The sequence below is a fragment of the Clostridium algifaecis genome, from assembly GCF_017874415.1.
In the GTDB taxonomy this organism is placed as follows: domain Bacteria; phylum Bacillota; class Clostridia; order Clostridiales; family Clostridiaceae; genus Clostridium_B; species Clostridium_B algifaecis.
The window spans coordinates 67,967-89,252 of record NZ_JAGGLM010000008.1 but is presented as its reverse complement, the minus strand read 5'-3'; the positions used below and the strand labels follow the sequence as shown (position 1 = coordinate 89,252).

The window sequence follows — 21,286 nt, the reverse complement described above, 5'->3', positions numbered from 1 at the left end:
TTCATAAAAACATAGGTATATTTTTATTAATTGCATTTAGCTGTGTCTGGACAATATTTTACTATAAATATCCTCTATTAAATTCAGTCCTCCTGAATATCCCGCATAATTATGATGAAGTATAACTCTATCTGTTATAGGCAGTCCCACACTTAAATTTATTCCATCAATTTGTGATGCTGCATCTGCATCCCATGAACTTCCCAACACTAATGGTGTTGTATATTCATTAAATTTATTTATTTTTTGATTGATTATTCCTCCATCCTTACAAAAAGTTATATCAGAAGATATTCCCGGTGCAATATCTTTAAAATATGTCTTTATAATATTTTTAAATCTTTCAGGAACACCTTCAGTTATAAACTGATGTCCGGGTAAAAGTCCTAAATCATTCACTAAAAATTTGCTTATAGCAAGCGTATACGCTGAATCATTTATGTTAAAAAATCTTTTTGGCAAGTCATATCTGGACTCTATAAGGAAATCTGCTAATCTAGTTAAATAATGATAGTATTCATTTTCTTCTCTTTTTATTACTTCATCAACTAATTTTTTATCTATATTCGCAAAAGCTGCAACCTTTCGTATAAATTTCGAAGTTTCGACTCCGCCAATTGGAAGTACAGGATAATGTAAATATGGTGTATTAAACTTTTTCTTTAAAAGTTCTGCTGTACTTACTCCTACCCAGGGTGAAATTACAATATTAAATTCAGCATCAGGTATAGCATTAATCGCATTTATGCCGCCACTATTATATCCAAATAATATATTTGCATTGAGACCTATACTTTTAAGCAGCCTCTTTATTTCTTTCAAGTCTCCTTCCCAAAAAGGATCATGAATTGGAACTGAAGAAAAAATATTTACAAGTTTAGGTACCTTTTTCACTGAATTTACCTTAGGATTTAAATATTGATTAATTATAGCTTCTAGTACTAATTCATGTCCTTTATATGCATCTCCTTTAAATCCTCCTGTTTCTGCATATACTATGGGTACCCCTTGTTTCTGAAAATCGCTGACTATACTTCCAACATCGTCACCTATTATATCAGAAGTACATCCTGTAAGAACTACAAAAAAATCACCATCAATTATTTTAAGAGTACTCTCTATAAGATTTCTTAGCCTTTTTTCTCCCCCAAAAACTACATCCCTCTCTGTCATATTACTGCATGGGATAGCATCTCCTCCTGCATACCCAGTTCCTTGATATCCCCCACAACCGGCCATGCCAGCAGACAATTTAGAACTACATCCTGGACCTGCATGTAAAATTGGAATAGCTCTTTCTATTGCTATAACTGTCTGTTGAGCCCCAAGCGCACAAAAATGTCTTGGTTCTTGAAGCAATTCACTCACTTTTTTTACCCCCTAAAAATTTAAATGTATACTGATTTAACCACCAATCAGTATATGGTAGTTTGTTATGGGCAGCTATTCCCTTAACAAAAGAGGGATTTGTTATTGTATCTAAAATTAATTCTCCGTAATTTATTAATCCCTGATATCCAATTCCAAAATGTTCATCTCCCATAAGAAATGATGGTATTCCTAGTTTTGTTGCCCATATAGTTCCCGTATGTCTGGCTATATATATGTCAGGTCTATATTTATATAACATACTTACCAATTCAAAAGATTGTTTATTACAAATTGCAAACTTAAAATCTCCATAACTTTTTACATCATTTCTTAAAGTATCTGATTTCTTATTGCCATTATCAAATAGAGGATCATGGTGCCATGTACAACTTCCTACAAGATCCATTCCAAGCTCTTTAACTATAGCTATAAGTCCATGTCCATGTGCTGCACCTGCACCTATAAATACTTTCTTACCAGATAACTTTTCTCTAAGTTCGGCTATTTTAGGAGCTGTTTTTTCTCTTTCTTCTTCTATAAGTTTTTCAACTTCTTTTTCTTTATGAACTATCCTTCCAAGTTCTCTAAGCCATGCATTTGTTCCAGATATTCCATATGGAGCTGGCGCCTTTACCTCTGGTACTCCAAAATATTTTTCTAGCCCTGCTCCTAAATAAGTGCCAAGCGTAGAACATATTTGAAGCGTAGCAGCTGCTTCTGAAATATGGCTGAGTTCTTCTATAGTTGTAAATGGTACAATATAATTTACTTTAAGTCCAATTCTTCCTAACAGCTCAGTGAAAATATCTTTTCCTTGAAAATTAATAATATTTACTTCATCTAACTTTTTCATTCTAGGCGGCTTAACAATTTTTCTCAATATTCCATGGTAAGCAGCATCAAATCCTGTTGCCCATATTGCAGAACGAAATCCCTCACAGTAGATATCTACTACCGGTATTCCTATTTCTTTCTCAACTTTATTTGTTATACTTTCAATATCATCCCCTATTATTGCAGAAGCACAGGTAGTAGTTACAAATATAGCTTTTGGTTTAAATCTCTTATTTGCCTCTCTTATAGCATCTTCAAGTTTTCTCTCTCCACCATAAACCATATCTTTTTCTGTTAAATTTGTATTTATATACTTCAAATTACATATAGGTAAATTTCTCTTTTTTCTTCCTGATCTATTAACTAAATTACGTCCTGGAATATCCCCGCTGCAACCCGCTGGTCCATGTTCTACAATAGCAGCATCTTGAATGCAACATATCTGATTCATAACCTGATTGGCACTACAGGATGTACACTGTGTAAATGATCTTTCACAATTATGAAGATCTTTTTTATCATATCTATCACACAAATCCCTAGCAGTTCCATTATATCCAGTAATAGAACTAAGCCTCTGTTCTCTAATTTGTACTGAAGCCCTTTCTATATCAACACTCATAGGTATCCTCCTTTTTCTATAGCTTGTCTTAAATTATTTCTTTTATCTCCTTAGGGTTTCTGGTATAATCAGCTAATTTTACAAACTTTGCCTTAACCCTATATATTGAAGAATCTTTAAACTCTCCCTTTGATATTTGATCTTTTATAATTGGGTATCTTTTACTTATTCCTTCCACTGCATTATCAAATTCTACTCCATCTAATACTTCTGAAGCTTCTCCTGTTACAGCAACACTTTTAAATGTGTTATATGCTTGTCCTTCATTTTGAAAATAAAATGTAACTACTGGATTTTGCTTTATATGTCTAACCTTATTACTTTCTCTCTTAGTTTCAAAATATATATTTGCACCATCATTTGAAAAAGCACCTATACTTCTTATATAAGGTGAACTATCCTCACCTACTGTAATTAATAATCCCACTTTTGATTGTTCTATATATTCTATTGATTCACTTAATATTTCACTCATTTTATAATCCTCCCTTGTCTTTTAATATCTATAATATATTCAATCAGAAAAATCTATCATTGGAAAGTCTTTCTATTTTTTTAGGAATTTTGATCATTTAATCATCTCCAAAACTTTCTATACATTTTCTAAACTTGCCCTTCCAAGCTCATCTACCTTTATAATAGCTTCCCTGATAGAGTCTTTATCAATTTTAAAATTAAGACCATCTATTTTTTCACTGTCAAATTTTACACCATTTACAATACTTGATATTTTGCTATCTACATTTTCTTTTATCCCAAGTTGTCCTAATGTAATAGGAAGGTTTAATAATTTCAAATAGTTTATAATTTTTTTTACTTCTTCTTTATTCCGTTTTTCTAAAATAAATTGAACCAGCAAACCAAAAATAACTTTTTCTCCGTGTAGTGTTTCTCTAGTATCTTTTATATGAGTCAAACTATTATGTATGGTATGACCTATTGCAACCCTAGATTTTTCACTACTTATGCTTCCAACTAAACCGGCCAGCATAAATATAGAATCAATAACATCTTTATACCTTAATTCTTTAATATCTGGTGTATTTAAATTTTCAATATAGTCTTCTAATATGTTAAGTGCCAACTTTGAAATCTGAAGTCCTATATTCAAAGTTATATCATTATAGTTTTTAGATAAATATGGAATATATTCATACCATTTTACAATTGTATCACCTATTCCTGCGTTCAAATATCTCTTAGGTGCTTCCAAAATTATTCTGGTATCTGCTAAAACAATAATTGGTGAATTCTTTAATATATAAAAATCTTTATGTTTTCCATCATCATCATATATTACAGATAAAGCCGACCATGATGCACAAGTTGCAGCAATGGTAGGGACAGTAATTACAGGTATATTAATTTTTTCACCAACAGCCTTTACTATATCCATTACTGTTCCTCCACCTACACCTATTATTCCATTTACCTTTAGTTGTTTTGCAATTTCAGCAAATTTATCAATATTTTCAAATGAGCAATATCCATGAAAATACTCAACATGATATTTTATTTTTTCAGACTTTAAACTTTCTAAGAGTGCACCTTTTGTAGCTGATAATGATGTTTTGCCTCCAACAATAAGGACATTATTAGCAAACTTTAAGATGTATTTTCCACTATCTTGTAAAATATCATATTCATTTATATAATATTTAGGAGTCTTTATTTTTATCAATTTTTTCACCTTCTTTAATCAGATAAAACATATCTTAAACTTTTTATTAATAATTTATTTTCTTCTTCTTTTCCAATCGTAATTCTAATCCATGTTGGCATATTAAATTCTGCACCAGATCTTACAGATATACCTTTTTTTAAAAGCTCATTGCTTATTTCATCACTATTTTTTCTTATATTAACCATAATAAAATTGGTTTCTGTAGGGATGTACTGAAGTTTTAATTCATTAAATATTTTATAAAAATACTTTTTACCTTTGATATTGTTTTCTACACATTTTTCTTTAAATTTCTGATCTTTAAAAGCTGCTGCAGCTGCAATTTGAGCTAACCCATTTACATTGATTGGTACTCTTATCTTATTTAGAGAATTAATTATATACTCATCTGCTATCCCATATCCAATTCTAAGCCCTGCCAATCCATAAGCTTTTGAAAATGTTCGTAATATAATAATGTTTTTATAATCATTTAATAAATTTATAGTTTCAGGATATTCAAGATCAGTAACAAATTCATAATACGCTTCATCAAATACTACAATAATATCTTTAGGTATTGATTCTAAAAAATTTATTACTTCTTTCTTTTTCACTATAGTTCCTGTAGGATTATTAGGATTACAAATCCAGATTATTTTTGTCTTATCAGTTATTTTATTTTTAATTTCCTGTAAATCTACCTTATGGTCTCTTAAAGGAATATTTATATCTATACCATCCATTTTTAAAGTTACAACTTTATACCATCCAAAAGATGGTTCAGAAATAATTGATTCATCTCCTGGATTAATAAATGCCTGTCCAATTAAATCAATAATTTCAAAAGATCCATTTCCAAAAACAAATTGTTCTAATTTTAATTTGTATTTATCAGCCAATAGTTCCCTAATTTTAGAACACCTAAAGTCAGGATATACATATACTTCATCAAGTGCTTTTATCAATTCATTTTTTACCAGGATTGAACATCCATTTGTATTTTCATTTGCTGATAATTTTAAAATTTTATCTATTCCAAACTCTCTTTTTATATTTTCTATTGGTTTAGCTGGTTTGAAAGATTCTATATTATCCACTGCTTTTCTTGGCTTTAACTCATTCATCGCAATATTCATTCCTTTCATAATTATAAACTTATTACTAATTATTTTATTGATTCTTTAAATGCCTGCTCTAAATCTGTAATTAAATCATCTACATTTTCCAAACCAATAGATACTCTTAAAGCATTATCAAAAGCTCCAGCTTTAATTCTATCCTCCTCTCTTAAAGAAGAATGTGTTGTTTGAGAAGGTTGTGTAATAAGAGATTTAGAATCTCCTACATTTACAAGAAAACTAAATACCTTTAAGTTATTCAAAAATTTATTAATATGTTCTTGATCTCCCTTGTATCCAAAAGAAAATATAGACCCTGATCCCTTTGGAAAATATTTTTCTGCAAGTTGTCTATTATTATGATTTCTTTCATCTGGAACATCAGGATAACTAACCCAGCAAACCTGTGGATGTTTTAATAGATAATTTACAACAATCTTTGTATTTTCAACCTCTCTTTCAAGTCTAACAGATAAAGTTTCAAATCCTTCAAGTATTAAAAATGCATCAAAAGGACTCAGAACAGCTCCAAATTCAGATAAATAATGCAATCTTACCCTAGTTGTAAACGGAGTATCTGGAAATACCTCAAGTAAATTTTTATTTTCAACTTTATAATCAGGTTCTGTAAAATGTGAAAACTTGCCATTATCCCAATTAAATTTACCATTTTCAACAATTAATCCACCAAGTGTAGAGCCATGTCCACCTAATGCTTTAGTAGATGAATATACAACTACATCAGCACCAAAATCAAATGGTTTTAAAAGATATGAAGTTGCAAACGTATTATCCACAATAAGTGGAACATTATTTTCATGTGCTATTTTTGCTATAGTTTCTATATCCAATACATTAATTAATGGATTCCCTATTGTTTCTATAAATATACCCTTTGCGTTTTTTGTTATAGCTTTTCTAAATAACTCAGTATCATATGGATCGTCTATCCATTTTACCTTAATTCCAAATTTAGGCAGTGTATGTTCTAAAAGATTGTATGATCCTGCATAAATGGAATGTATTGCAATTATTTCACCTCCACCTTCAGCTACATTTAATAAAGAGTAAGCTACAGCTGCCATTCCTGATGCGACTGCTAAAGCACCGGTTCCGCCCTCAAGTGCTGTTATCCTTTTTTCAAGTATATCAAGTGTTGGGTTGCCACTTCTTGTATAAAAAAAACCATGTTCTTCTTTAGATTTCAATCTTTTTAATCTATCTGTATCTCCAATATTAAAAGATGCTGTCTGGTAAATTGGAACTGTAGATGCATAATTATGTTTTTTAGGATCATATCCAGCTCTAATTTGAAGTGTTTCAAATCCATAAGTTTGTTCTTCCGACAATCTTAATCATCCCTTTTATATTCATCTTTTTATTTACAATATTTATTAACTTTGTTTACTCTAAAATAATACTTAATCAATTTTTTTATAGCATCATCTACAGGTTCTTCTACATCAAATACTTGTATCCCATTTTTATTTAGAAATCTTTCAGCCCCTCTTCCTATTTGACTAACAAGAACAATTTTGCAGTCCGAAAGATATTTGATTATAGATGAAAATTTATCATAATCTTCTTTAAAATTTTCAGATGTATTTTCCAGCTTTCTAATTTCTATAAATTTATAGTCATTATCATTAACTTCATATATAAAAAAATGATTAGCTTGTCCAAAATGTTGATCTACAAATTTACCATTATTACTTGCAACAGCAATTCTATACATATCCCACTACCCCTTTCTAATTAAATCTTGTAAGTACTACAGAATATATATCCTCTAAAAGTTTAAGTCCTCCCTGGTATCCAACATATGAACTATTTATTATAAGTCTTTCAAAAACAGGCCATGATATGGAAATATAATGTGCCTTAGTTTCCTTTGCTATTTTCTTTTCCCAGGAACTACCTAAGATAAGTGGATATCCAAAAAAGTCAGTATTTTTAATTTCTTTATCTATTTTATATCCATCTGTACAAAATTCTACTTCAGCCTCTATACCATCATTTAATTCTCTAAAATAACCTTTTATATTATCCTGATATTTAACAGGTGTATTATCTGTTATATACTGTTTTGAAGGAAACAGTCCGAAATCATTTACTAAAAATTTAGTTAATGCAAGAGTATATTGTGCATCTGAAACTACTACAAAACGTTTTGACATAACACGTGTTTCGAGAAAGACGTCAGCAAACCTTTCTATGTAATAATAGTATTCTTCCTCATGACTCTTGATAATAGCTTCAACCTTTTCGCTATCTATTTTTGCAAATTCACCTACTGCTCGAAGAAATTTACTAGTTTCAAATGCTCCTATAGGCAATACTGGATAATGCAAATATGGTGTATTGAACTTATCTTTTAAAAGTTCCATATTTTCAATTCCTACCCATGGAGATACCAAAAGGTTAAATTCTGCTTCTGGTATTTTATCTATATTCTTAATTCCCCTTCCATATCCAAATATCGTATTTGGAATCAATCCAAGTTCTGAAACAAGTTTTTCAAGCTCTCTCAAATTTCCAAGCCAGAATGGATCATGCAGTGGAATTCCTGCCCATATATTTACAAGCCCCTTTGTTTTTTTATTTGAAGGTTTTAGATATTGTTCTATAATTGCCTTAATGACCCATTCATGTCCAAGATAATTATTACCTTTAAATCCTGGTGTAGATGCATATATAACAGGTTTTTTTGAATTTTTAAATGATCTTACTATCTCTTCCGAATCATCACCAACTATTTCAGAACTACAGCTAGTTAAAACTACATACATATCTGCATCAACAACCTTAAGAGCATTTTCTATGGTTTCTTTAAGTTTCTTTTCTCCTCCAAATATTATTTCCTTTTCACTTATATTCGTACATGGGAATATGTGAGATGAAAAATATCCAGAAGTTCCAAAATCTCTTTCCAACTTTTCAGCACATCCTGGACCTGAGTGTAAAATTGGAATTGCTCTGGTTATACCATGTACAGTTTGCATAGCTGCCATAGCACATTTATATCTAGGTTGATCAAGTATTTTTGCCATATTATTTCACCTTTCCTTTCAAAAATGCAGCACTATTTTGTTTGTACCACCAATCTGTATATGGAAGCTTTACTTTTGAAGCAAGATTCTTTTCAAAACTTCTATTTTTTATAGTATCAAGTACACTATAAGCAAAATTCAATGTTCCCCTATATCCAAAAATCATATATTCGTCATTTACACAAAGTGCAGGAACACCTTGCTTTATAGCCCACACAGTAGTTCCTGGATGTCTTGAGAAGTATATGTCCGGTTTATATTCATTCAATATATTAAGTATTTCATAATTCTGCTGTTCAGTTACACTAACCTTTATATTTTCAGGAGAATTCTCTAATAAATATTTTGCTGCAGGTGGATTATTATCACCATCATGTTTTCTATCATAATGCCATGCAGCTGCCCAAACTACTTCAATTCCAAGTTCCTGAAGCACTCTTGATACTTCAAAAGTATAGCCAGGTCCCATTCCAAGTACTGCACGCAGTCCCTTAAGCTGTTTTTTTACTTCTTCTATTTTAGGTATATATTTTTGTCTTTCCTGATCTATATATTTTTCCACTTCTTCTTCTTTTCCTATAGTTTTCCCTATTTGTCTGAGCCAGGTTTCAAATCCTGTGACACCTAATGGATTTATGGTTTTGATATATGGAACTCCATATTTTTGTTCAAGCCCATTACCCAAATACGTTCCAAGTGTTCCACATATACAAACTGTAGCAAGGGATTCTGATAAATGTTCCAATTCCTCTACTGTCGAATTTTGATAAAAAAATATAGGTTTTACCCCGAAATTTGAGAATATATCTGTTATTTCCTGTCTGGCACTTTCATAAAAATTTTTAAAATTAATTACATTATTTTTCTTGGCAGGTGGTTTTACAATACTTGTAAGTACTGCATGATCCGAAGCGTCAAATCCCGATGCCCATACTCTAGATCTAAATCCTTCACAATGAACGGCTGCTATAGGTACAGGTATTTCTTCTTTTAATTCTTCAACAACGCTGTCCACATCTTCTCCTATAATTCCTGTTGCACACGAAGTTCCTATAAAAATTGCTTTTGGTTTATACCTATCATAAATTTTTTTTGCTATTTCTTTTAAACTTACTGTAGCTCCAAATACTGTATCTTCTTCATTCATGTCAGTTCCAACAAATACAGTATTGTTAATAATTCCTCTTTTTTCTGCCATTTGACTATTATTAACACTTTTATTTGCTGCCATAGCTGTACAACCTGACGGTGCATGATTTATTATAGCTACATCCCTTATTCCTGCAAGTTGGTTTAATGCACACCCAGCATTGCATGAACTAGATTGACTAAATGCTCTTTCCTTATTGCTCAAATTTCTACAGCCTGATCCACAAAGTTCGTACAAATCTCCACTATAACCTGTAATAGCACCAAGGCGGCTTTCTCTTGTTGATGTAACTGCAGTATTTAAATTAATTGCCATTTCTACATCCCCTTTTATTTATAAAATTAAAAGAGGCATTAAGCAATATATATTGTCATATTGCTTAATGCCTCCAGTTTTCCAGTTAGCAAAAATTTTAAATTTTATATAATTTTACTACTTATAATATTTTTTGTCAATATGTCGTTAAATATATAATTGTGTAGATTTACTATACATTTAAATTATTTACATAAAAATAAGTCAATTAGTCAGTTTTACAGGGTTTAATTTCATTTTTTTAAGACTTAGTGAATTTAATAATACAGATATAGAGCTAAATGACATACATGCAGCTGCAACTACTGGATTTAGATAACCTGCAGCAGCTATTGGTATTGCAATTAAATTATATACAAATGCCCAAAATAAATTTTGCTTTATTTTTCTCATAGTCATTTTAGATAGCTTTATTGATTTTGGCAAGGCACTTAAATCATCTCTTAAAAGTACTATATCACCAGTTTCAATTGCTACATCAGTACCTGTACCTATAGCAAATCCTATATCTGCTGTAGCAATAGCAGGTGCATCATTTATTCCATCTCCTACCATAGCAACTACATTACCTTCATCTTTTAATTTAGTAATTTCATCGGCTTTATTTTCAGGTTGAACTTCTGAAATTACATTTTCTATACCAATTTTATTTGCTACAGAAATAGCAGTTGTTTTATTATCTCCCGTAAGCATATAAACTTTTATATTCATTTTTTCTAGATACTTAATAACTTCTTTTGAATTATCTCTTATTTTATCTGAAAGTGCAATAACTCCAGCTAACTGTCCATTGATAGCCACCAGTACAGCTGTTTTACCCTGCTTTTGAAATTTAGTTAAAGTATCATTTAAACCTATTAAGTCTATTGAATGTTCATCTAAGAATTTCTTAGTTCCTATAAGAATATAGTCATTTTCAATTGTCGCAGATATACCTTTTCCCGGAATAGCTTCGAATTTATCTGCTTCTTTTAATTCATTTTGAAATTTTTCTTTTGCATATTTATATATAGATTGTCCAAGAGGATGTTCAGAGTGTTTTTCAGCAGCAGCTGCTATAATTAATAAGTCTTTATCCTTATTGCTATTAAATGTGATAACATTTGTAACTTCCAGTTTTCCTGTAGTTAATGTACCAGTTTTATCAAACACTATTGTATTTATTTTACAAGCTTGTTCAAGTTTTGTTCCATTTTTAATTAATATTCCATTTTCTGCACCTCTTCCCATCCCTACCATTAGTGCTGCTGGGGTAGCTATCCCTAAAGCACATGGACATGATACTACTAATACTGAAACCGCATAGATCATAGGTAAATTTATTAAAAATATCTGATGATCAAATATAAAGAAAAACCATACTACAAAAGTTAACGTCGCTACAATTAGTACAGTCGGTATAAAAATTCCCGAAGCTTTATCTGCAATTTTTTGTATAGGGGCTTTGCTTTCCTGTGCATCTTCTACTAAACTTATAATATTTGAAAGGACAGTTTCATTTCCAACTTTAGTAGCTTTAAAATTGAAAGTTCCATTTTTATTAATTGATGCACCTGTTACAAAATCATCTTTCTTCTTTTCTACAGGTAGACTTTCACCTGTAAGCATAGATTCATCTACAGTAGAATTCCCGCTAATTATAACTCCATCTACAGGTATTTTTTCACCAGGTCGAACCACTATAATATCACCTACAGATACTTTTTCAATAGGTATATCTGATTCAATATTATTTCTAAGTACTCTAGCAGTTTTTGGTTTTAATTTAATTAAAGATTCTATAGCTTTTGAAGTTTTATTTTTAGCAATAGATTCTAAATATTTTCCAAGAAGCACAAGGGTTATTATAGTAACCGAAGACTCAAAATATAAATTTACCATTCCAAGCGTGTAAGTTAATGTTTTAAATAATGCTATATAAACGCTGTAAAAATATGCTGCAGATGTTCCTATTACCACTAATAAATCCATAGTAAATACTTTAGCTTTAAGTGCATAGAATGAACTTTTATAGAATCTAAAACCTATTATAAATTGTACTATAGTAGCTATCGTAAGTTGAAACTTCCAATTATGAAGATTCCATGCCTTCCATCTTAAAGTTTCAACAAAAGTTCCCCATTTACCAGCAGATGAAGGGTCATAATTGCTGTGACAAAATCCAACACCGCCTAATATCATAGCTAATATTAGTGGAAAACTCAATATAGTTGAAATTATAAGTAGATTTCTCAGTTTATTTCGTTCAATCTGTTCACGACTCAGGTTGTTATTCTTACTTATTTCTTCATTTAAATCTTCTGCTGAAAAGCCAAGTAATTTTATTTCTTCTTTTATATTATCTAAATTTACTTCCTTATCATCATATTGTAATTTAGCCTTTTCAGTAGAATAACTTACATTTATTTTTTTTATTCCTTGAATTTCACTAACGGCAGATTCTATTATAATTGAACACAAAGTACAGGTCATACCATATACTTTCAATGAAGTATTTTTAATCATTATTTAAAACCTCCCATATGATTTAGTTTGCATTTATAGATTCTACTGTTATTACAGGGAAGCTTTTTCCGTCAGTATCTGGTCCGGGATTAACCTCAGCATTCCCTTTTAAAACTCCTTTCACAGTAGCAGGCACAGGGCTTTTTCCTTTTCCAGCTTTAACTTGTGCTCCAACTATATTCCATGCATTTAACTGTGAACCTGTACCATCAAAAACCCATTTTCCATCTGAACCACTTGTATTTTTTGTAGCAATTGTACCATCAAAATAATAAAAAACCCACTTGCCATTCTGCTGAAATGTTATACCCAAACCAGCCTCTGCCATTAATTTCATGTATACCATATCTGCAGTATCCTCATGAAGTCCAGCTGCAAAATCATCCTCTGTAGTTATATACCCTGTAAAAGTCTGTGATTGAGAACTTGCAGCATTTGGTGAAGCTGTTTTAGATTGAGATTGAGCCTGAACTGCTGGTGCTGCTGAGGATTTTGATTTATTGTCAGATCCCATTTTACATTTATCCATAGATCCACCTTTAGGCTGATTGGATTTCTCACTATTTGATTTTTTTAATGTAGTATTATGTTTTGTTTTAGTACTTGAAACTTTATTATCTATATTAGAAGCCACTCCTGATGATTTATTTTTTATATTCCATGACACAATACCAATTATAGATATAAATATTACTATAATAACACCTATTATAATTAATCTTTTTTTCTTCATTAATGAACACCTTCGCTCTTAAAAATATTATTTTTAAACTAATTATTATTTTTACTCATACTTTTAGAATTCTTAATTTGATCTTCTTTTAACTGACTAAAATTATCAACTACTATTATTTTGCTTTTTATCATTCCCATCCAGCAAGTATACATGAACTCACCCGATTCATTAGGGGTAAACTGAATTATATTGTCTCCTACTTTAAAACTCTTTTTGACTTTATATTTTGGCAGTTGAATAGCTTTATTACACTCATTAAAATTCTTTTCATCCATATGAATATTCCAATTAACAGGTACTCCCTTTACAACCTCAATTGCTGGAAAACTATCAGATCCTGCTTCTATTTTTACATTTTGTACATTTCCTTGTAATGTTGAAAATCCTTCACCTGAGTTACTCACCATATTGTTCATGCCCATAGATACACCATACAAAGATAATCCTCTTCCAATCATAACTACTCCAAGTGTAAGCACTAATACAGCACTAACTTTTAATATCACTGTTGAAAATTTTCTATTGATAATTGTATTTATAGCACCAAACACAAAAACTATAGGAACTGTGCCAATAGAAAAAAAGAACATAGATGCCGCACCTATTAATACACTTTTTGTTCCCAGTGCATAAAGCTGAACTATTTGAAGTGGTCCACATGGCATCAATCCATTTAGAAGGCCTACGATAACGGGTCCATAATTATTTTTCTTATAAATTTTTTTAGCAATGAAACTAGGTACTGTTATATTTAATTTTCTAAATATGCGAAAAATTCCAAGCAAATTTATTGCCATAATAACCATAAATATGCCGCCAATAATAGGTACAATTCCTCTAAGTGCACTTGAAAAACTAATTATGCGTCCTAGTCCACCCACAATGCCGCCAACAATGGTATATGATATAACTCTCCCTGTATTGTAAAGTAATGAAGGTATAAATGCTATATAAGGTTTTCCGTTTTTTAACTTCATTTCATTTTTTTTAATAGACTGAGATATTGCTATACCACCGCACATTCCTATACAATGAAAAGAAGTTAATACACCAAATGCAAATAGCAGCACATAGCTGGAATTATTTCCAAGCTTAGGTAGATATTTAAGCAAAAACAAATTTTTAAAGAACTCTAAAATATTAACACCTCCTGTTATATTTTAAAATTGCATTATTTTTCATAAAAGTCTCAGTGAAAATTCTATTTCACTGAAACTTTTATGCCATTTTTTATTTATTTACTGTTATCGAGTTTACTGTTATTACTGGATAATCTATATCATCAGCATCTGGCCCTGGATTAGTCTGTGTATTTCCTTTTAATGTTCCTGTTACAGTAACTGGAACAGGACTTTGAGGATTCCCAGCTTCAACTTGTGCCTTAACTAAATTCCATGCATTTAACTGAGATCCTGTACCATCAAAAGTCCATTTTCCATCTGCTCCACTTTTATTATTTGTAGCAATATTTCCATCAAAATAGTAGAAAACCCACTTTCCATCCTTCTGAAATGTTATTCCCAAACCAGATTGTGCCATAAGTTTCATATATATCATATATGCGGTATCTTCACCAAGGTCAGCTGCAACATCGTCTTCAGTTGTAATATATCCCGTAAAAGTCTGTTCTTGCGGTTCAGCTGCTTTTATTGTAATCGGATATGTAACTGTTTTTCCTCCAACTGTAACTGTTAATATTTGTCCATCTACTGCCTTTGAACTGTCAAATCCTGTTACATTTGCTGATGTGATTGCCTCATCTTTTGTTGTACCATCACTATAAGTTCCTGTTACCTTTAAACCTGTTATATCAAGTTTATCTCCTACCGTATAGTTTAGCTTAGTTGCTGGTGAACTTATTGCTATACTGCTTAGCTGAACTTCAAATTTTGGGTCTTGTATATTTATTTTATAAGTTGTTGTTGTTCCTCCAGCTGTTATTGTTAACACCTCTCCAGTTGCTGGTGTCCAACGAGTAAATCCAGTTACATTTGCTGTTGTAATTGGTAACACAGCTGTACTGCCATCAATATATGTTGCTGTAACTTGTAAACCAGTAAGATCTAATTTATCCCCTACTGTGTAAGTTAATTTAGTTGCTGGTGATGTTATTGCTATACTGCTAGGTGCTGGCTTTACATCTATTGTATAGGTTGTAGTTTTTCCTCCTGCTGTTATTGTTAGCACTTGTCCAGTTGCTGGTTTTGAACTATCAAAACCAGTTACATTTGCTGCTGTAATATTTTGCAATACTGTACTGCCATCCGCATAATTTCCTGTTACTTGTAAACCTGTAAAGTCTAATGCATCTCCTACCGAATAAGTAAGTTTAGTTGCAGGCTTTGTTATTGCTATGCTATTTAATGCTGTAGTATTTTCTGATAAAGAGGCTACTTTTATTACTGGATAAACTTTACCATCAGCATCTGGACCAGGATTAGTTTCTGTAGTTCCATCCAATATTCCTGTTACAGTAATAGCAATATGATTATACTTAGTAGTATTTTGAACCAGATTCCATGCATTAAGTTGTGAACCAGTTCCATCAAATTTCCATTTACCATTTGAATCAGTACTATTACCTGTAGAAATACCACCATCAAAATAACAGAATTTCCAAGTTCCATCACTTTGTTTTACTGTTATACCTAGTCCTGCCTCTGCCATAACTTTCATAAGTATCATAGGTTTTGTATCTGTACTAGGATCTATTCCTCCTATACTTGGGTTTACAAAATCATCTTCAGTTGTAATATATCCAGTAAATGTTTGTACAGTAGGTAACGATGAAATTACTATAGAATTGCTATCATCTGCCGTCTTTCCTCCTACTGTAGCTGTGACTCCTTTTAATACAGATACATTTTTTGGAGTTGAATCTATAGTACTGCCACTGACTCCTAAATTCGCATTTTCGATTATACCATTTCCTGTTATATTTACAGGTGCATTAATATTTAAATAAGTTATTGATGTATTATCTGATGTAGCTATCTTTGCATCTTTTGCCAACTTATCAATTACTAAAGTTGCTGTTTTAGCTGATTGTAAATCCACACTTATTCCTGGATTTGAGACTGTCAAGTTAGTAAAAGTTCCTGTAAGAACAGCATTTGAGCTGGTAACAGTATTGTTTATACTTGCATTTCCTTCTACAACTATATGAGGTACATTATTAGTATCATTTATTGTAAGAGAATCTATAGATGTCGTCCCTGAAGCATCGAATGAATTTGATCCAACATTTGTAATATTTACACCATTTACTTTTACATTATTTAATGTCACAGTGCCCACTCCAAAATCAACTGAAAGTGTTCCATTAATATTTAAATTCTGCAATGTTATAGAGTCAGTTGCTTTAGCATTATAGTTTATACTTATATTTCCATTTATTGCTGTAGGTTTATTTTGATCGGCTGAACCAAATGTAGTTGTACCTAAATTAGAAATTATATAATTTCCAGTATGTGTATTACCATCATTTAAATCTGCATTACTTGAACTTTGTGAATTTCCTGAGCTTCCACCTGAACTGCTTGAACCTCCTGAACTACCAGTTGAAGTATTACTAGACTGAATAGAGCTATTTATTTTGCTAATAATACTTTCCGGAACTACACCTGAGCCGCCTAAAACTTCAATATCCGATGAAGTTGTTAAATTGGATTTTAAATAATTAATAGCATTTACTGTAGCATCAGAATTTTCGCTGTCCACCAATACTAATGGTGAATTATTCTTCCCTGCCAAAGCAGACGCAACTAGTGCATCTGCATAGTCATTTCCACTAGCATTTGCTACATAAACTTTATTTCCTTTTATATCACTTTTAAATGATTCCAGTACTTTAAGATTTGTGTCAAATCTGTCTTTACCTCCAGCTACTCTATTAGCTCCATTAACAGCCTTATAAGTATTATCATTAATTACTAAATCCGTACCTATTACTGTAACCTTTGATTTATGACTATTCACAAAATTCTCAATTGACTTTATACTACTTAAATCATTACTTCCAAGTAATAGTATTTCTCCCTTTGATGAGGCGATGGATGCTGCAGTTAATGCGTCTGAAAATCCCTGTCCTCCAACTAATATTGCATTAGTTGCGTCTACTCCAAGGTCTACAAGTTTACCTGCCACAGCTGCATTTGTTTCATACCTGTTTGCACCTCCAAGTTCAGTAATTGAATATGAACTTTTAAGAGAATCTCTAACATCTTTTGAAATAGAAGCTTCACCTCCTATGACATATATATTCTTAGCTTTTAGTGTTGAAAGTGCAGATTTTGCATAAGGATCTAATGTTTTTGAATTAGTTAGAAGTATTGGTGCATCTAGTTTTTTAGCCAATACTGAAGCACTTATGGCATCTGCATAACCCTCACCGGATACTAGTACTACATTATCTGAAGTACTCCAGTTAGATGTAGCTACTTTAGCTGCTGTTTCATATCTGTCCTGTCCACTTATTCTGGTTGCCTGTTTTTCACTTGTTGTCTGAGCAGTTGCAGCTCTAACAACAGGTAATCCTATAGTTGATGCAATACCAGAAGTTGTCAAAGTTACTGTTAAAATTAGAGTTAATAACTTATTTCTCTTCATAGTCTTTCCTCCTATACTTTACATTTGTATATTAATTATCAGATATATTTTAATTTGCTGTTATGGATTTTACGGCTATTACTTGATACTTTTGACCATCAGCATCAGGTCCAGGATTAGTTTGTATATTTTCAGTTAAAGTTCCTGTTACAGTCACTGGAACCGGACCTTGAGGATTTCCATTTTCAACTTGTGCCTTAACTAAATTCCATGCATTTAACTGAGATCCTGTACCATCAAAAGTCCATTTTCCATCTGCTCCACTTTTATTATTTGTAGCGATATTCCCATCAAAATAATAGAAAACCCATTTTCCATCCTTTTGAAATGTTATCCCCAAACCAGATTGTGCCATAAGTTTCATATATATCATATATGCAGTATCTTCACCAAGTGAAGCTGCAACATCATCTTCAGTTGTAATATATCCTGTAAAAGTCTGTTCCGTTTGTACTGGCTGTGGTTGTTGGCTTGCTGAATCTTTCACAGTTATTGTATATGTTGTCGTTTTGCCATCTACAGTAATTGTAAGTGCTTGTTCATCTACTGCTTTTGAGCTATCAAAACCTGATATATTTGCTTCTGTAATTAATTCATACTTTGTAGTATTATCACTATAAGTTCCTGTCACTTTTAAGCCTGTTATATCAAGCTTATCTCCTACCGTATAATCGAGCTTAGTTGCTGGTGATGTTATTTTTATACTATTCAGTTGTGCTTGAGGCTCTGGATTATTATTAGATGGAATAGAATTATTTATCTTTGTAATAATAACCTCTGGAACAACTCCCGTTCCTCCTAAAACTTCAATATCCGATGAAGATGTTAAACTGGATTTTAAATAATTAATAGCATTTGTTGTGGCATCGGAACCTTCTCTGTCCACTAATATTAATGGTGAATTATTTTTTCCTGCCAAAGCAGACGCAACTAGTGCATCTGCATAGTCATTTCCACTAGCATTTGCTACATAAACTTTATTTCCTTTTATATCACTTTTAAATGATTCCAGTACTTTAAGATTTGTGTCAAATCTGTCTTTACCTCCAGCTACTCTATTAGCTCCATTAACAGCCTTATAAGTATTATCATTAATTACTAAATCCGTACCTATTACTGTAACCTTTGATTTATGACTATTCACAAAATTCTCAATTGACTTTATACTACTTAAATCATTACTTCCAAGTAATAGTATTTCTCCCTTTGATGAGGCGATGGATGCTGCAGTTAATGCGTCTGAAAATCCCTGTCCTCCAACTAATATTGCATTAGTTGCGTCTACTCCAAGGTCTACAAGTTTACCTGCCACAGCTGCATTTGTTTCATACCTGTTTGCACCTCCAAGTTCAGTAATTGAATATGTACTTTTAAGAGCATCTCTGACATCTTTTGAAATAGAAGCTTCACCTCCTATAACATATACATTCTTGGCTTTTAATGTCGAAAGTGCAGCTTTTGCATAAGAATTTAATGTCTTTGAATTAGTTAAAAGTACAGGTGCATCTAGCTTTTTAGCAAGTACTGAAGCACTTATGGCATCTGCATAACCCTCGCCGGATACTAATACTACATTATCTGAAGTACTCCAGTTAGATGCAGCTACTTTAGCTGCTGTTTCATACCTGTCCTGTCCGCTTATTCTTATTGCTTGTTTTGCAGATGTCACCTGAGTTGACGCAGCTCTTACGACAGATACTTCAGAAGTTGACGCAATACCTGAGGTTGCTAAAGTTGCTGTTAAAATTAAAGTTAATAACTTATTTTTATTCATTATTTTTCCCCCTATTATTTTTATTAAAAAGGGCCAAGATCTTCTTGAAAAAGAAAATCTCAGCCTCTAGTTTTCTAGTTAGCTATAAAATCATTTTTTCTATTTTTTGAGAAACAACTTATACATAATTAAAAGAGCTATTATCCATACAGGTACAACATATAAGGATATTCTTGTACTAGGCAAAAATGACAATGAAATAACAATCAACAGTAAATATATAATAGCAATATATGAAAAAAACGGATAAAATGGCATCTTAAAATCGACTTTTTCGCCTAGAGAATTTTTATATTTTCTAAACTTCAATTGCACTAAAAGTATAGTTATCCATGCAGTTATAATGGCTATAACTGTTACTGATGACACATAGTCAAAAACTTTAGCTGGGAGAAAATAGTTTAAAATTACTGCAATCATTGCTATAAATGTACTAAACAGAATTCCTACATATGGTATTCCAGATTTGCTGACTTTGCTGAACATTTTTGGAGCATTATTATTTAAAGCCAGACTATAAAGCATTCTTCCATCCACATACAGTGCACTGTTCATACCTGACAAAGCAGCCGTTAAAACTACAAAATTAATAATGGATGCCGCTGCGGGAATTCCAACTTTATCAAAAACTAGCACAAAAGGACTCCCTTTAAGTCCAATTTTATTCCACGAATAAAGGCTAAGCATGACACCTATAGAACCGACATAAAAAATAAGTATACGCCAAAATACATTATTTATTGCCTTAGGTATGGATTTTTTAGGTTCTTCTGCCTCACCAGCAGTTATACCAATAAGTTCTACTCCGCCAAATGCAAAAGTAACAAAAATAAATGATAATAAAAATCCTCTAATTCCATTGGCAAAAAATCCTCCATTTTTCCACAAATTTGAGAAACCAATAGCATGTCCTCCATTGCCAAAACCAAATATTATAATTAAAAGTCCAAAAATAATCATACATATAATAGCCGCAACTTTGATAAATGCAAACCAGAATTCAAATTCACCATAGGCTCCAACTCCAATTAAGTTAATCACAATTAATGCTGATAAAAATATTAGAGCAGAAATCCACTTTGGAAAACCTGGCATCCAGAATTGAACATATACGCCAACTGCCGTAAGCTCTGCCATTACAGTTGTAGTACACTGAAACCAATAAGTCCATCCTGAAAAAAATCCAGCAAAATTTCCTAAATATTTAGTTGCATACGCACTGAATGAACCTGAATTTGGATCATCTACAGCCAGTTCACCTAAAGCTCTCATAATCATGAAAACAAATAATCCTCCAATCAAATATGCCAAAATAATAGATGGTCCGCCTATACTGATAGCATTTGCTGAACCATAAAATAGTCCTACTCCTATAGCTCCTCCAATAGCAATCATTTGAATATGACGATTTTTTAAGTTTCTTTTTAATTCGTATTCCTCCAGATTTTTTTTCATGTTAACATCCCAATCTATAATTATTAAAAATTCATATACTTCAAAATATTATGTGGCATATTGAAAATACATGTTTTCCATG

15 protein-coding genes are annotated in these 21,286 nt (G+C 31.6%); all 15 read right to left on the bottom strand.

From position 1 onward, the window contains the following. Nucleotides 1-36 precede the first annotated feature (36 nt). Nucleotides 37-1,368: a nitrogenase component 1 gene (locus J2Z42_RS07835; protein WP_209702091.1), complete on the bottom strand. Its 1,332-nt coding sequence runs from the start codon at nt 1,366-1,368 to the stop codon at nt 37-39. Next, a complete protein-coding gene (locus J2Z42_RS07830) occupies nt 1,361-2,827 on the bottom strand; it encodes a nitrogenase component 1 (protein WP_209702090.1) in 1,467 nt (488 codons plus the stop codon). Before J2Z42_RS07830 ends, J2Z42_RS07835 begins: the two co-directional genes overlap by 8 nt. Nucleotides 2,828-2,855: 28 nt before the next feature. Continuing rightward, nucleotides 2,856-3,302: a pyridoxamine 5'-phosphate oxidase family protein gene (locus J2Z42_RS07825; RefSeq protein WP_209702089.1), complete on the bottom strand. Its 447-nt coding sequence runs from the start codon at nt 3,300-3,302 to the stop codon at nt 2,856-2,858. Between the two features lie 117 nt (nt 3,303-3,419). Further along, a complete protein-coding gene (locus J2Z42_RS07820; protein ID WP_209702088.1) occupies nt 3,420-4,508 on the bottom strand; it encodes an iron-containing alcohol dehydrogenase family protein in 1,089 nt (362 codons plus the stop codon). Between the two features lie 14 nt (nt 4,509-4,522). After that, complete coding sequence (gene hisC / locus J2Z42_RS07815; protein ID WP_209702087.1) at nt 4,523-5,617, bottom strand: histidinol-phosphate transaminase; 1,095 nt, start codon at nt 5,615-5,617, stop codon at nt 4,523-4,525. A gap of 41 nt (nt 5,618-5,658) precedes the next feature. Next, nucleotides 5,659-6,960, bottom strand: a complete 1,302-nt coding sequence (locus J2Z42_RS07810; RefSeq protein WP_209702086.1) for an O-acetylhomoserine aminocarboxypropyltransferase/cysteine synthase family protein — start codon at nt 6,958-6,960, stop codon at nt 5,659-5,661. 29 nt (nt 6,961-6,989) lie between these two features. After that, on the bottom strand, nt 6,990-7,346 hold the full coding sequence (locus J2Z42_RS07805; RefSeq protein WP_209702085.1) for a NifB/NifX family molybdenum-iron cluster-binding protein: 357 nt from the start codon (nt 7,344-7,346) through the stop codon (nt 6,990-6,992). 16 nt (nt 7,347-7,362) lie between these two features. Further along, nucleotides 7,363-8,661 carry a nitrogenase component 1 gene (locus J2Z42_RS07800; protein WP_209702084.1) on the bottom strand — a complete coding sequence of 433 codons (1,299 nt, stop codon included), beginning with the start codon at nt 8,659-8,661 and terminating at the stop codon, nt 7,363-7,365. Nucleotide 8,662: 1 nt separating this feature from the next. Further along, nucleotides 8,663-10,126, bottom strand: coding sequence for a nitrogenase component 1 (locus tag J2Z42_RS07795; RefSeq protein WP_209702083.1), 1,464 nt, complete (start codon nt 10,124-10,126; stop codon nt 8,663-8,665). Between the two features lie 204 nt (nt 10,127-10,330). Next, the gene (locus tag J2Z42_RS07790) at nt 10,331-12,631 is read right to left on the bottom strand and encodes a heavy metal translocating P-type ATPase (RefSeq protein WP_209702082.1); all 2,301 of its coding nucleotides are present in this window, start codon (nt 12,629-12,631) and stop codon (nt 10,331-10,333) included. Nucleotides 12,632-12,653: 22 nt separating this feature from the next. Beyond that, a complete protein-coding gene (locus J2Z42_RS07785) occupies nt 12,654-13,364 on the bottom strand; it encodes a hypothetical protein (RefSeq protein ID WP_209702081.1) in 711 nt (236 codons plus the stop codon). 38 nt (nt 13,365-13,402) lie between these two features. After that, nucleotides 13,403-14,485: a sulfite exporter TauE/SafE family protein gene (locus J2Z42_RS07780; RefSeq protein ID WP_245331541.1), complete on the bottom strand. Its 1,083-nt coding sequence runs from the start codon at nt 14,483-14,485 to the stop codon at nt 13,403-13,405. Between the two features lie 112 nt (nt 14,486-14,597). Then, nucleotides 14,598-17,975 carry a cell wall-binding repeat-containing protein gene (locus J2Z42_RS14470; protein ID WP_245331540.1) on the bottom strand — a complete coding sequence of 1,126 codons (3,378 nt, stop codon included), beginning with the start codon at nt 17,973-17,975 and terminating at the stop codon, nt 14,598-14,600. 49 nt (nt 17,976-18,024) lie between these two features. Next, nucleotides 18,025-19,749 carry a cell wall-binding repeat-containing protein gene (locus tag J2Z42_RS07765; protein WP_209702080.1) on the bottom strand — a complete coding sequence of 575 codons (1,725 nt, stop codon included), beginning with the start codon at nt 19,747-19,749 and terminating at the stop codon, nt 18,025-18,027. Nucleotides 19,750-19,848: 99 nt separating this feature from the next. Next, on the bottom strand, nt 19,849-21,204 hold the full coding sequence (locus tag J2Z42_RS07760; protein WP_209702079.1) for an amino acid permease: 1,356 nt from the start codon (nt 21,202-21,204) through the stop codon (nt 19,849-19,851). Nucleotides 21,205-21,286 lie beyond the last annotated feature (82 nt).